Here is a 13,210-nt window from a genome sequence, read left to right as displayed (position 1 = left end):
AAGCCCATATCAAAGGCAGCCCCGGTTTCCCAAGGCTGCCTTTGGTGGTTTACGTGATTGCGACTGATCGTGATCAGCCCGCCAGTTTTGCGGCCAGTTCGGCAACGTGATTGCCCTGGAACTTGGCGATATCGAGTTCGTTTTGCGACGGTTGGCGCGAACCATCCGCACCCGCAAGCGTACCCGCGCCATAAGGCGACCCACCGGTGATTTCGTCCATATTGGTCAGGCCCGCACAGCTATAAGGCACACCAACAATCACCATTCCCTGATGCAGAAGCGTCGTATGGGTCGAGGTGATGGTGGTTTCGTGACCGCCATGCTGGGTTCCGGTGGATGTAAAGACAGAACCGATTTTACCAATCAGTTTGCCCTTGGCCCAAAGACCGCCAGTTTGATCAAGGAAGGTGCGCATCTGGCCGGGCATATTGCCAAAGCGGGTCGGCACGCCAAAGATGATCGCATCATATTCAGGCAATTCGTCAACCGTGGCGACCGGGGCTGCCTGATCAAGTTTGGCACCCGCACCCTTTGCCACGTCTTCGGGCATGGTTTCAGGCACACGTTTAACATCGACATGGGTTCCGGCCACACCGCGCGCACCGTCGGCCACGGCATTCGCCATGGTTTCGATATGTCCGTACATCGAATAATAAAGCACGAGAACTTTAGCCATTATCGCCTCCTTGGTTGAATTTTATCGCCTGCAATAGTGCCGCTGCAGGCACGCATTGGAAACGCGAAAGTTAGAAACAGTCTGGTGCACATAACGCAACAGACTGCACACTGTTTCAGTTTATCAGCACATCAGGATGCGGGATGTTCCGCCAGATATTGCACAACCTGATCAGGGAAATCGGTGAAGATTCCATCAATCCCGGCATCATCAAAAATTGCATCGAGCGCAATATCCATATCTCCCGCCCATTTCGGCAGGCTATCGGCACGCAGGGTATAGGGATGGATCATCAGCTGCGCGCGCTGGGCGGCAATCAGGGTTGGCGTCATGATGGCCTTACCTTCCGCACTTAGTCCTTCGATAACCTGGGGCAACCATGGACCGATCCCGTCAACCACACCTGCCATTTCGACAACGCCTTCGTCGGATTTCAGATAGTCGTAATCGGTACCTTCGGGCGCGCCCCACTTGTTCTCGCCAATCAGCTGAACCAGTTTACCCTGATAGTTAAGTTCATTGCGGATGCGCTTGGTTTCCGCCCAGTCAAAGGACTGCACAAAGGAATTGGACGAAGGATTGTTATATCCCCATTTTTCCAGCACCGTGATCACGGTCTTGGCGATGTCCTTGCCTTCGGCATGATGGAATGCCGGATCCTTGATTTCCGGGTAAATTCCGACTTCACGTTTGTTGGATTTATTCAGCCCCTGGATCATCATGATTTCTTCATCAAGGGTCGGGATTTTAAACATCCCGAATTCCTTGGGAAAACGTCCGCCAAAGACCTGCTCACCGGTATCGGCTTTGAACCGTTCGGTGACGTTTAGGGCTTTGAGTTCAGCAAGCGTGAAATCAATTGCATAATACCGCCCGTCTTCGCGTTTGCGATCGGGAAACTTGGCTACGACATCGGTGGTGGTATCAATGTGAATATCATGCAAAACAACCGGCACACCGTCCTTTGACAGCACCACATCCTGTTCGATGTAATCCGCCCCCATGCCATAGGCCAGTGCCACGGCGGGCAAGGTATGCTCAGGCAAATAACCCGATGCCCCGCGATGGGCAATCACCATTCTTTCCTGGGTAATATCCTGTGCCGCGGCAGGTGTGACACCCAGTCCCGGCGCCATCAGAAAACCACCAACCGACAGGCCGACACTCAACAGCGCCGTGCGGATCATTTTTTGTACCAGCATCCCAAATTCCTTAAATTCCATGTGCCACCGCCCTTTTTCAGGCTGTGTTTTCTGGACTATAGGCTCAGTGTCATGACAGACAAACGCGCCAATGCGCCGTTTTTATGTTCTTCATGAAACTGTTACACGTTAGGGACAACGCATGGTGATCGATTGAGTTCCACAATCACCTATCAGAGGTATCTGCACTGCCTAGAAATTCCGACGCAATCTCCGCCAGAAAATCAGGCAGCACGCCGTAAGCATACGGCGCGTAAAGCCGTTCATGGCGCTGATGATATTCGCGCCCCCATGGTCCGATATTGACCACCGGATAGCGTAGCGCATCCTCCACCGGATGATCGACCAATTCTGCAATCGGGGTGTTCGCGGCGATGATTTCAGTATTGCCCACGTCCGGTGCATGCCCAAAAAAGCTCATATCGGAAATTCCCATGAAATAGCCACGGTGACAAATCTCCGTTTCATGCCGGGCCTCTATCGTGGATCGAGCCCGATCAATCGCATCCAGGAAAACTCGGTCGGCTTCCTTGGCCGGATCGACATGGACCGGCGGGTAATGCAACCCGGCAACCCCGACCACCACGGCGGGACCGCGTAAATGGGCCTCGTCAAGCATCGCACGGACCAGCTTGCGGCTGCGGTTCAGTGGATTACCCTCCGCCGCACTTGCCGTTGAAACGGCGTCAATCCGCTCAAGCGCGTCCGCCCCACCAGCGGCAAATGCCATGTCACGCAATTGCGCCACCGTTAAAACACGCAAAGGCGGCATCGGTGCGGGGGCGTCTTGCTGGTTTGCTTTGGCATAGGACTTGGCATTTTGTTCGAACCGCTCCAACGCCCGGTTGCCCGCCGTGGTCACGATGTCGGTAAAATCGGTCATCAGGTCCGCACAGCTTTTGCCCATCACCAGCCAGTTAAACGCCATCCAGACATGTTCCGGCGTGGTGACCTCATAATTATCGCGCAGGTCACGGGCTTCGAGACAGACCGGGGGTGGGGCCGTTTCATGCGCGCCGCTATCACATAAATCGCTGTTGGCTTCAATCGCCCCCATGATTTCAGATGCCATCGCGTGGGCAGAAATGCCGTCAAACGGATATCCAACATGGGTCGGCAACCCGGCCACCAGTGCAAAAGGCAACAATTTGCCGACCGATCCATGGAAAATGGCCCTGCCGATTTCACCATTTGCCGGATCGCTGCTGGCGTCCAGATTAACCCCGCCGACAATCTCGATATTCCAGCGCCGGGTCAGTTCGGGCAAGGCATTGCGCAAACTGCGCATCCCACAGGAATTGCGTTCCTCATCGGGGGTCAGGAACAAAACCACATTGCCCTGTCGCTCAGACTGCTGGCTAAAATGTTCAAGAAAAGCTATGCCCGCGGCATCCCCGCTTTTCATATCCAGCAACCCGCGACCGGGAATGAAATCGCCGCTTTGAAAATCACGCAGTGCCAGTTTTTCCGCCTCGCTTGGCGTCGCCTTTCCTGACAGATCGCGTATCAGGGCATCACGCAATTGATCGGGGCTGAAAGCCAGATGTTTCAGATCGTGATAGTTTTCAATCGACACCACATCGAAATGGCCGGCCAGCGCCAGAGTCTTGACCTTAGTCTGTCTCGATGCCTGTCGCCCGGTGCCCCGCACCAGCGCCACGACACTTTTGGCCATTTTTGCACCGCCGGCAACCGGATGGCTGTCGATCACGGCGATATCGTCGGGATTGTCCCGGAAATAGGGAATTTCACTTAGAATTTCGACAATCAGACCGGTGATATCGGCTTCGCCAGCCGTGCCGGTAACACTGCCAAACCGGGTCAGTCGGTCGGCAATTTCAGCAGTCCGGGCAAAAGGCGCCCACGGATTGTCAGACGTGGCCATGTGATTACTCCCTGATAACGTGAGCAATAATATGCCGCGCCAAAATCATTTAAAACGTCAATTTAGTGGAGTTTTACGCGATAAACTGACATTTTCATCAGGATAATTGGTGAAATCGTCAAAACCAAAGAGCCCGCCATGGATGATCTTGACCGTCGCCTGCTTGCCGAACTGCGTATCAATGCCCGGGCTTCGGTCCCGAAACTGGCCCAACTTCTGGGGGTGGCAGCCGGTACAGTCAAAACCCGGATGGACCGCCTGACCGAACAGGGCGTGATTGCCGGTTTCACGGTCCGGCTACGTGATAATGCCGCGGATGGGACCATTCGTGGGATGATGATGATTGAGCTGTCGGGCAAGAACGTCAAATCCATGGTGGCAACCTTGCGCAAGAACCTTGGATTTTCTGCCCTGCATACCACCAATGGCCAATGGGACCTGATTGCAGAAATTCAGGTCCCCGCCCTTTCCGATTTCCATCAGACCGTGACCACGGTCCGCGCCATGGAAGGCATCGCCAAAACCGAAAGTTACCTGTTTCTTGGCCCGGCCTGATCGGGAGCCAGAATGTGCGCATGCATGGACTGCGGGTGGGCTTAACGATTAAGTTCCCCGGTCATACGGTCCAGCCCATCAAGCGTCAGGGGGAACATACGCCCCGCCATCAGTTGATGCATGATCTGGATTGACTGGTGGTACGGCCACCAGTTTTCGGCCTGCGGGTTAATCCACGCGGCATGGTCGAAATGATCAAGCAGGCGTTGCATCCACACCGCCCCGGCTTCTTCGTTCCAATGTTCAACTGCACCACCGGGATAGGTAATCTCATACGGGCTCATGGTGGCATCGCCGACAATCACCAGCTTATAATCCGATCCATAGGTATTGATCACATCCCACGTCGAGACCTGATCGGACCGACGGCGTGCGTTGTCCTTCCACAACCCTTCGTAAGGGCAATTGTGGAAGTAGTAATATTCAAGATGTTTGAATTCGGTTTTGATCGCGGAAAACAGTTCTTCGCAAACCTTAATATGGTCATCCATAGACCCGCCAATATCAAACAGCATCAGGACCTTAACCGAATTGTGCCGTTCGGGGCGCATTTGCACATCCAACCAGCCCTGCCGCGCGGTTGATGTGATCGTGCCGGGCAGATCAAGCTCATCGGCCGCCCCGGTGCGCGCCCATTTGCGCAATCGACGAAGTGCGACCTTGATGTTGCGCGTCCCGATTTCAACACTGTCATCAAGGTTCTTAAACTCGCGCTTGTCCCAGACTTTTACCGCGCGGCGATGGCGCGATTTGTCCTGCCCGATCCGCACCCCTTCGGGGTTATAGCCATAGGCGCCAAATGGCGATGTGCCCGCCGTTCCAATCCATTTATTCCCACCCTGATGGCGGCCTTTTTGCTCCTCAAGACGCTGTTTTAACGTCTCCATCAGCTTTTCCCAGCCGCCAAGCGCTTCGATCTCGGCCTTTTCTTCCTCAGACAGAAATTTCTCGGCCAGTTTATGCAGCCATTCCTCGGGGATGTCGGTTTCAGGCACCTCATCCATCCCGTCGGCCAGATCAATCACCCCTTTGAAATGCTCGGAAAAGACCCGGTCAAACTTATCAAGATTGCGCTCGTCTTTCACCAGACTTGCGCGCGCCAGATAATAGAAATCCTCAACCGAATATCCCGCCAATCCCTTTTCCACCGCCTCAAGCAATGTCAGGTATTCACGCAACGATACCGGAACGCGGTTTTCTTTGAGCTTATAGAAAAAGCCGGTGAACATCGCCGATTATCGACCTTCGCGCCGGGTCATGAAGGCCAGCCGTTCAAACAGATGCACATCCTGCTCATTTTTCAAAAGCGCGCCATGCAGCGGCGGAACAGCCGTTTTGGCATCCTTGGCCCGAAGTGCCTCAGGCGGTAAGTCCTCAGCCATCAGGAGTTTTAGCCAATCAAGCAGTTCGGACGTCGATGGTTTCTTTTTCAGCCCCGACACATCGCGCATGTCGTAAAACAGGGTGAGCGCCTCGGCGACCAGTCGTTTCTGAATACCGGGGTAATGCACCTCGATAATCTGGTTCATGGTATCGGCATCGGGGAAACGGATGTAATGGAAAAAGCACCGGCGTAAAAACGCATCGGGCAGTTCTTTTTCATTATTCGACGTAATGATCACGATCGGGCGGTTGGTTGCCTTAATCGTTTCCTGTGTTTCGTAAACGAAGAACTCCATCCGGTCGAGCTCTTGCAGCAAATCATTGGGAAACTCGATATCGGCCTTGTCAATCTCATCGATCAACAATACCGGCGCGCTTTCATCCTCAAACGCTTCCCACAATTTGCCCTTTACGATGTAATTGGCAATGTTATGAACCCGCGCGTCACCCAACTGGCTATCGCGCAGGCGCGACACCGCGTCATATTCATACAGCCCCTGCTGCGCACGCGTAGTGGATTTGATCGACCATGTGATCAGTTTTTTGCCCAATGACTTGGCAATTTCTTCGGCCAGAACGGTCTTGCCGGTACCCGGCTCCCCTTTGACCAAAAGCGGTCGTTGCAACGTGATCGCCGCATTGACCGCCACCATCAAATCGTCGGTCGCGACGTAATTTTCTGTGCCTTGAAACTTCATGTTGCCCTGCAATAGAGGTTGACGTTTACGTTAACCTAAGACGTTGTGCGCCTTTGAGCAAGGGATCAGAAAAACTTCGTGATGATCATGCCGATAAGCAGGCTTTACCGGTCTTTCCAGCGCAAGGCACTGGCCGGGCTTTCGCCAAACCAGTCGCGATAGGACCGGGAAAAATTGCTGACATGGTTAAAGCCGACTTTTTCGGCGACCTGCTTAACGGTCATATCACCCGCCATCAACAGCTCTTGCGCAAGCGCCATGCGTTCACTGCGGATAAATTCGCCGCAGGATTTTCCCGTTTCGATCTTGAACAAGCTGTTTAAACGGCTTTCGGAAACACCAACATCAACGGCCAGCTGGGGAACCGATATCGCCGCCCCCGGATTGCGGGTGATCTGTGAAACCGCCGCGTCATGCGCGGATTTTTCAAAAGTCGTTAATTCTGGTGCAACATTGTCCACCTCGGACAGGGCGCGGTAACTGTCAATAAGTTCGGCGAGAAACAGGGTCGATAGGCCTTCAAGTTTGAATTTGTGGCCCAGCCCCGTCACATGCGGTGAAAACATCGCACTGACAATGCTGCGCATTCGATTGGACGGCGGCACGGGCTTGATCAGGACCACATCTTGACGATCCGACAAAAACGGCGCCATCGCCTCTGGCAACATGTCACCAAACCTTTGACGCAAGGGATCAAGCGTGGTGACCACACCAACATGGCGGATCACTTGTCCGGCGGGCAGGAAATACCGCGTTCCAAGCGGATCAACCCGCATCACCATCGCCGCGTCGGGCGACTGTGAATGCCGCTTGCCATCGGGGCTTTCAACCTCAAGCTTGCCCATCACGTTGGTCGAACCGGACAACCATCCCGGCGGCAACGCATTTTTCACGTTGAAGTATGAATCCTCGCGGACATGAAGTTCGGCACGGTACAGATACATGCCGTTGCCAAAATCAAGACGTTCCAATCGGCCTTGCGCACCGGGCAACTCAAACAGATCACCATCGGCAAGGATCAGGTCGCCGACATCAGCATCGCGTTCGTACGCCGATACATCGTCAAACGCACCCCGCGCCGGGTCATCCTTTATCTGCGGCATTCGCTTCCCCAACGTCACGCCATGCATTTTGTCCACGGCTTTGTTGTCGCTTTATCACAGCTTATCTTATTGAAGTTGTTATCATTGATTGACGATTTCAACTGTGATGTGGCGCACGCTGGTTTAACGACCCTTGCTTACCAATGGATATGGGCTGTCGATCAAGAGGCGACATTTGAAACAAGCAAGGCAATCGGCTCATTTTGCCGGGCGACTTCTGCTTTTAGGCCCGCAACATCCATTTCCTCGTCTTTGACAAACTCGATGAACATCATGTTGACGTTGTTAAAGATCAATTCGCCCATTGCATCGCAATCAACATCCTTGCGCACGACCCCGCGTGACTGCAAAGACCGGAACAGATCGCAAACCTGCTTTGACAGACGATGATCAAGGGCTGTGTAGCGTTTGGAAAATGGCGTTTCGGGCTGTCCGATCGAAAGTGACATCGCGGTGCGCCACATTTCTTTGGATAAATATGTCAGTGAATGATCGTAATATTTACCGATCAAGTTGGCCAAAGCATCCCCGACATTTTCAATGTCACTTTCAATGATCGCATTGCCCGTATCCAACACTTCCTCGACCTCCATCGAGACCGTGGCCATCAGCATATCGCCCTTGTTTTTATAGTAATTATAAAACGTTCCGACCGATACACCGGCCATCTCGGCAATGTCTTCGATGCGCGCAGCATCATAGCCGACTTTGCGAAACAGGGTTGTTGCCGCGTCGAGAATGCGGCGGTTCTTGTCGGCTTTCTTTTGGGCACGCAAACCTAACATTCTTACTCCGACGAAAACTGAACAGGTTCAAAATTTACATTGACTCAAAAAATGAACACGTTCAATATTTTTTCAACGGCACCGCAACGAGTGCCGGGATATCCAAGAAAAGGGAGGCCTCAATATGAAATCAGGGAGAGCCAATGTTTCGTCACGTTTCCACGGGGAAAACCCGCAATAAGCTGCTTGGCGGCGCTGCGACCATGCTTTTGGGCGCACTTGCCATCGTTCCATCTGCGCAGGCAACCGAAGAACTCAACGCGCTTGTCTGGTGCGACCATACCGACCCGGCCTTGATCGCGCCGTTTGAGAAAAAATACGACGTCAAAGTCAATCTGAAGGAATACGAAGGCACGGGTGCTGGCCTTTCGATCATTGAACAATCGCGCGCCGGTGACTGGGATGTGATGGTGATTGACGGCGTTGATGTCCACCGCGCGGTTGACATGGGCATTCTGGCCGAAATTCCGGCCGATGCCTTGCCAACAGCCGATCTTTTCCCCGAAGTGGTTATGGCAGACAACAATATGGTCGATGGCAAAACCTATGCCGTCACCGAAAAGTTTGGCTACAACACCATCTCGTTCGACAAAACCAAAGTCGATCCCAAGGATATGGAAGACATGTCGGTGATCTGGTCGGACAAATATGCCGGGCGGATTGCAGTATATGACTATTACCTGCCGGTCATTGGGCTTGTCGGGCTGGGGCTTGATATTGATACGGCTGATCTTGGTGCGGATGACATGCCCGCCATCAAAGAAAAGCTGTTCGCCATGAAAAAGGCGTCCAAACAGGTCGGTGAAGTTGTTTCATCCCAAACCGCCCTTGCCACAGGTGAAGTCGATATTCTTGTTGGCGGTGGTGAATGGATCACCGCAGTTCTGTCCGAAGACAAACCGAACCTTGATTGGGTCATCCCCAAACAGGGCGGGCTTCGCTGGGCTCAATCAATTGCGGTGATGAAGGATTCCGAAAAGCCTGACTTGGCCCTGAAGTTCGTTCAATACATCCTGAGCCCCGAAGGTCAGGCGCGTCTTGCGACCTCGTCATGCTATTGGGGGATGCCCGCCAACGCCAAGGCTGGTGCGAACCTTACAGATGCGCAAAAATCCGCCCTTCGCTGGGACGATCAGGAAGGCTACCTTGCGAATTCGCAACTTTATCCGATCCCGGATGCCGATCTGGATGCCCAAATGCAGGATGCCTGGGTCGAGATGCTTCAACAGTAAGCCCCTCCCTTGCTTATTGTGTACCCACCATTGCCCCGTTTTTTTTTGCGGGGCAATGGTTCGAACTTGCGTTACGCTTGATCGACGGTCGCCCCCATTCCCACGCCACCAAAGAAAGCAACCGGGCCTTTGCCGGTCTTAATCGTTGCTGACAAGGATACCGTGATGGCTTCTGCCACGCTTGAAACACGCGAAAATCGCCGGGCATGGGGTTTTGTGACACCGGCCCTCCTATGGACCGTCGCGTTTTTCGTGATCCCGTTCATCGTCATGGCCGCCATCAGCCTTGCCACCCGCAAGGGCCGCGAGCTGGTCATGGCGTGGAATCTGGACAACTACATCGCATTTTTTGAAAAGGCCCATTTGCTTAAAGGGCTTTTTGTATCGCTTGAAATCACCTTTACCGTCACCCTCATTTCCGTCGTGCTGGCCTATCCGCTGGCATGGATCATTGCCGAACGGATCCCGCAAAAATGGCAACGCATGGCGCTGATCATGGCGATCCTGCCCTTTTGGACAAGCTACGTGGTGCGGTCCTATTCGTGGCTTTTGGTCTTGGCCAAAAACGGGGTAATCAACAATACCCTGATGCACATTGGCCTGATTGCCGAACCGCTTGAACTGGCCAGCACACGCTCGGCCACGGTAATTGGCTTTGTGCATTTCTTTGTCATGCTGCTGACCTTAACCATCTACGCCAATCTGGTGCAGATGCCACCAAACTACCGACGTGCGGCCGCCGACCTTGGAGCCAACGGGTTTCAGGTGTTTTGGCATGTGGTGTTACCGCTAACATTGCCGGGCATTATGGTCGGTGCGTTTCTGACCTTTGTTCTGTGCATTGGCGATTACATCACCCCGCAAATTCTGGGTGGCAATAACGAACTGGCTTTGCCGCAAATCATCATGCTGCAACTTGGTCGGCGCGCCGATTTCCCGATGGCCGCGACCCTTTCGATCATTTTGATGGTGGTGGTGACACTGGCCTATATCGCCTGTGCCCGCTGGCTTAAAATGGAAAGGACGTGATCATGATTTCATCGCGCTTTTCCAAGGTTCTGTCGTGGGCGTATCTGATCGCGCTGTATGGCTTTATCTTTTTACCAGTCGTGGTGCTGGTGCTGTTTTCGTTTCAGGATGGCCGCCTGCCGGTCCCGCCGTTTAATGGTGCGACCTTGAAATGGTACGGGGAGGTTTTCGCCGACAGCCGCCTGATGTCCGCCCTTGGCAATTCATTGATGGTCGCTATCGGGTCATCGACCATTGCCTGCGTTCTTGGTTTCTGTGCTGCCTATGGTCTGGCCCGGTTCATGTTACCGGCATCGCGGCTTCAGCGCGGGCTTCTGGTTGCACCAATGACGGTCAGCTACCTGATCATTGCCCTTGGTTTGCTCTCCACCTTTAACTGGCTCGGCGTGTCACTGTCACTTTGGACAGTCGCGATCGGCCATGTGGTGATTAATTTGCCGCTGTGCTTTGCCATCATTTATGCATCCATGGGCGACCATCAGAAAAACATCGAACGGGCCGCACGTGATTTGGGGGCAGCCGAATGGCAGGTCATGACCCAGATCAGCGCACCGATGTTGATGCCATCGATCCTCGCGGCATTTTTCCTGTCGGTGACCTTTAGCTGGGATGAATTTATCATCTCATTCCTGCTGTCGCGCTTTGACGTCACCCTGCCAGTTGAAATCTGGAGCATGCTGCGGTCGGGCCTGAACCCGAAAACCAACGCGGTCGGAAGCATTGTCTTCCTTGTATCGGTTGCCCTGCTGCTTATTCTTGAATTGAGTATCTTTAGAAGGACGGCAAAGAAATGACCGCCCCAGTCTCCATCCGCAATGCCACTAAAATCTTTGGCGATTTCACCGCCCTTAACGATGTCAGCCTTGAGATTGAGGCCGGTGAATTCATCGTTCTGCTGGGACCATCTGGCTGTGGCAAAACGACCCTTCTGTCGCTTCTGGGGGGCTTCCTGTCGCCAAGTTCCGGCACGGTTGAAATTAACGGGCAGGACATGGGCCATGTGCCGCCATCCAAACGCCCGACCACCACGATGTTTCAGGACTACGCCCTGTTTCCCCATATGAGCCTGCGTGACAATGTCGCGTTTGGCCTGAAAATGCGCAAAATCGGCAAGGCCGAACGCCATACCAAGGCCGAAGACCTTCTTGATATGGTCGGGCTGAAATCATCGGCCGATAAAAAACCGCACGAACTATCGGGCGGGCAACGTCAACGTGTTGCCCTTGCCCGTGCGCTCGCCGTTGAACCCGATGTGTTGTTGCTTGATGAACCGCTGGGCGCGCTTGATCTAAAACTGCGTCGCCAAATGCAGGATGAACTGAAAGCCATCCAGAAACGGGTTGGTACCACATTCGTTCACGTCACCCACGATCAGGAAGAAGCCATGGCGATTGCCGATCGGATTGTCGTGATGAATGCTGGTAATATCGAGGACGTCGGACGCCCCGAAGACATTTACATGCGGCCCAAAACCCTGTTTTCGGCAAGCTTCATGGGCGAGGTCAATTTCATCCCCGGCACCCTTGGCAAACGTCATGACGGTATGGTCGATGTTGATACGGTGCTGGGTCCTGTCAGCTTGGCCGAAACCGCACTTCGCGATGAGAACCTGACCAAGGGCACAAAAGTCACCCTTGCCATTCGGCCCGAACATTTCCGCGCCAGCACCGGAACCGGCCCGCGTATTACCTTTGGCAAGGCCAAGGTCACCGATGGTTCGTTCTTTGGCACCCATCACCGCGCCCATCTTGAACCCGTTGACGCGCCAGACATCGTCCTCACCGCTCATATGCCCCAATCAGCCGTGATTGAAGCCGGGGCGTGGATTGATCTGACGATTGATCCGGCATCGGTGGTTGTTCTGGCCGGGCACCCTGACACCACAAGAACCGAGGACGCGGCATGAGTATGGAACGCGCCAAAGCCGAAGACTGGTACAGCCTCAAACGTGTCGGTGATGACATCACCTATATCGGGGAGCCGTTTATCGAAGAGTTCTATCGTTGCAACATCTGGCACGTCCGCGGACGTGATGGCGATATGCTGATTGATAGCGGCATGGGGGTTGTGTCGCTCACCGAATGGGTGCCACTTGTGACCGAACGATCCGTTCAGGCCGTTGCCAGCCACACCCATTTTGACCATATCGGCTGTCATCACGAATTTGAAAACCGGATTTGCCATCGCTGCGAAGCCGACCTTCTGGCCCATCCAACCCGCCAAAACACCCTTGCCGATCCGTATGTCACCGATGACATTTTCACCAAACTGCCGCCCGCCCCTTATGCCTCAACCACTTATGCGGTCAAGGCCGCCCCGGCAACGCGGATTGTTGAGGACGGCGATGTGATTGATCTTGGGGATCGCACGTTTGAAGTCATTCACACACCGGGCCATTCACCGGGCGGCATTGCCCTTTGGGAAGCCAAAACCAGCATCCTGTTTTCCGGTGATATTGTGTATGATGGGCCGTTGATCGAAGACACCTATCATGCCAACGCAAAGGACTACGTTCGCTCCATGGAACGGCTTTATGACTTGCCCGTCCGTGTGGTTCACGGCGGACATTTCGCCAGTTACAGTGGTGAGCGCCACCGCGAAATTATCAAAAACTGGCTGCGGGAACGGACCTGAAAACAGGCCCGCTGCATTGAATGCAAAG

At 53.8% G+C, this 13,210-nt stretch carries 13 protein-coding genes; 6 read left to right on the top strand and 7 right to left on the bottom strand.

Annotation, left to right across the window (positions count from 1 at the left end):
• Positions 1-73: 73 nt before the first annotated feature.
• The 3 genes from wrbA to COO92_RS11120 all read right to left on the bottom strand — a co-directional run bounded on the left by wrbA (position 74) and on the right by COO92_RS11120 (position 3,763).
• Entirely contained in the window at positions 74-676 is a 603-nt protein-coding gene (gene wrbA, locus COO92_RS11130; RefSeq protein WP_022731941.1) for an NAD(P)H:quinone oxidoreductase, read from the bottom strand.
• 131 nt (positions 677-807) lie between these two features.
• Complete coding sequence (glpQ, locus tag COO92_RS11125; RefSeq protein WP_101302575.1) at positions 808-1,878, bottom strand: glycerophosphodiester phosphodiesterase; 1,071 nt, start codon at positions 1,876-1,878, stop codon at positions 808-810.
• Positions 1,879-2,044: 166 nt separating this feature from the next.
• Complete coding sequence (locus COO92_RS11120; RefSeq protein WP_101302118.1) at positions 2,045-3,763, bottom strand: M20/M25/M40 family metallo-hydrolase; 1,719 nt, start codon at positions 3,761-3,763, stop codon at positions 2,045-2,047.
• 138 nt (positions 3,764-3,901) lie between these two features.
• On the opposite strand from COO92_RS11120, the gene COO92_RS11115 reads away from it, so the two are divergent.
• Complete coding sequence (locus COO92_RS11115; RefSeq protein WP_022731938.1) at positions 3,902-4,318, top strand: Lrp/AsnC family transcriptional regulator; 417 nt, start codon at positions 3,902-3,904, stop codon at positions 4,316-4,318.
• Positions 4,319-4,359: 41 nt separating this feature from the next.
• Here the strand turns inward: COO92_RS11115 and COO92_RS11110 are convergent, their stop codons facing one another.
• The 4 genes from COO92_RS11110 to COO92_RS11095 all read right to left on the bottom strand — a co-directional run bounded on the left by COO92_RS11110 (position 4,360) and on the right by COO92_RS11095 (position 8,287).
• Entirely contained in the window at positions 4,360-5,547 is a 1,188-nt protein-coding gene (locus COO92_RS11110) for a vWA domain-containing protein (protein ID WP_101302116.1), read from the bottom strand.
• A gap of 6 nt (positions 5,548-5,553) precedes the next feature.
• Complete coding sequence (locus COO92_RS11105; protein ID WP_101302115.1) at positions 5,554-6,399, bottom strand: AAA family ATPase; 846 nt, start codon at positions 6,397-6,399, stop codon at positions 5,554-5,556.
• A gap of 104 nt (positions 6,400-6,503) precedes the next feature.
• Positions 6,504-7,502, bottom strand: a complete 999-nt coding sequence (locus COO92_RS11100) for a helix-turn-helix transcriptional regulator (protein ID WP_165792328.1) — start codon at positions 7,500-7,502, stop codon at positions 6,504-6,506.
• Between the two features lie 161 nt (positions 7,503-7,663).
• Entirely contained in the window at positions 7,664-8,287 is a 624-nt protein-coding gene (locus tag COO92_RS11095; RefSeq protein WP_101302111.1) for a TetR/AcrR family transcriptional regulator, read from the bottom strand.
• Between the two features lie 143 nt (positions 8,288-8,430).
• Here COO92_RS11095 and COO92_RS11090 point away from each other — a divergent pair, with 143 nt between their 5' ends.
• From COO92_RS11090 to COO92_RS11070, 5 genes are all read left to right on the top strand, one after another.
• Complete coding sequence (locus COO92_RS11090; protein WP_101302110.1) at positions 8,431-9,519, top strand: extracellular solute-binding protein; 1,089 nt, start codon at positions 8,431-8,433, stop codon at positions 9,517-9,519.
• 165 nt (positions 9,520-9,684) lie between these two features.
• Positions 9,685-10,548, top strand: a complete 864-nt coding sequence (locus tag COO92_RS11085; RefSeq protein WP_022731932.1) for an ABC transporter permease — start codon at positions 9,685-9,687, stop codon at positions 10,546-10,548.
• 2 nt (positions 10,549-10,550) lie between these two features.
• On the top strand, positions 10,551-11,342 hold the full coding sequence (locus COO92_RS11080; RefSeq protein ID WP_028791481.1) for an ABC transporter permease: 792 nt from the start codon (positions 10,551-10,553) through the stop codon (positions 11,340-11,342).
• On the top strand, positions 11,339-12,454 hold the full coding sequence (locus tag COO92_RS22400; RefSeq protein ID WP_101302108.1) for an ABC transporter ATP-binding protein: 1,116 nt from the start codon (positions 11,339-11,341) through the stop codon (positions 12,452-12,454). The genes COO92_RS11080 and COO92_RS22400 overlap by 4 nt, the downstream gene beginning before the upstream one ends.
• Positions 12,451-13,182 (top strand): MBL fold metallo-hydrolase, encoded by a 732-nt coding sequence (locus COO92_RS11070; protein ID WP_101302107.1) that lies wholly within the window; start codon positions 12,451-12,453, stop codon positions 13,180-13,182. The genes COO92_RS22400 and COO92_RS11070 overlap by 4 nt, the downstream gene beginning before the upstream one ends.
• Positions 13,183-13,210 lie beyond the last annotated feature (28 nt).

It is taken from the genome of Thalassospira lohafexi (assembly GCF_002844275.1).
In the GTDB taxonomy this organism is placed as follows: Bacteria; Pseudomonadota; Alphaproteobacteria; order Rhodospirillales; family Thalassospiraceae; genus Thalassospira; species Thalassospira lohafexi.
This window is presented reverse-complemented; position numbering and strand designations above follow the sequence as displayed.

Coding starts and splice junctions, on each gene's coding strand:
- COO92_RS22400 (WP_101302108.1), top strand. CDS start 11,339: ATGACCGCCCCAGTCTCCATCCGCAATGCCACTAAAATCTTTGGCGAT.
- COO92_RS11095 (WP_101302111.1), bottom strand. CDS start 8,287: ATGTTAGGTTTGCGTGCCCAAAAGAAAGCCGACAAGAACCGCCGCATT.
- glpQ (WP_101302575.1), bottom strand. CDS start 1,878: ATGCTGGTACAAAAAATGATCCGCACGGCGCTGTTGAGTGTCGGCCTG.
- COO92_RS11070 (WP_101302107.1), top strand. CDS start 12,451: ATGAGTATGGAACGCGCCAAAGCCGAAGACTGGTACAGCCTCAAACGT.
- COO92_RS11120 (WP_101302118.1), bottom strand. CDS start 3,763: ATGGCCACGTCTGACAATCCGTGGGCGCCTTTTGCCCGGACTGCTGAA.
- COO92_RS11110 (WP_101302116.1), bottom strand. CDS start 5,547: ATGTTCACCGGCTTTTTCTATAAGCTCAAAGAAAACCGCGTTCCGGTA.
- COO92_RS11080 (WP_028791481.1), top strand. CDS start 10,551: ATGATTTCATCGCGCTTTTCCAAGGTTCTGTCGTGGGCGTATCTGATC.
- COO92_RS11105 (WP_101302115.1), bottom strand. CDS start 6,399: ATGAAGTTTCAAGGCACAGAAAATTACGTCGCGACCGACGATTTGATG.
- COO92_RS11115 (WP_022731938.1), top strand. CDS start 3,902: ATGGATGATCTTGACCGTCGCCTGCTTGCCGAACTGCGTATCAATGCC.
- COO92_RS11100 (WP_165792328.1), bottom strand. CDS start 7,502: ATGCCGCAGATAAAGGATGACCCGGCGCGGGGTGCGTTTGACGATGTA.
- wrbA (WP_022731941.1), bottom strand. CDS start 676: ATGGCTAAAGTTCTCGTGCTTTATTATTCGATGTACGGACATATCGAA.
- COO92_RS11085 (WP_022731932.1), top strand. CDS start 9,685: ATGGCTTCTGCCACGCTTGAAACACGCGAAAATCGCCGGGCATGGGGT.
- COO92_RS11090 (WP_101302110.1), top strand. CDS start 8,431: ATGTTTCGTCACGTTTCCACGGGGAAAACCCGCAATAAGCTGCTTGGC.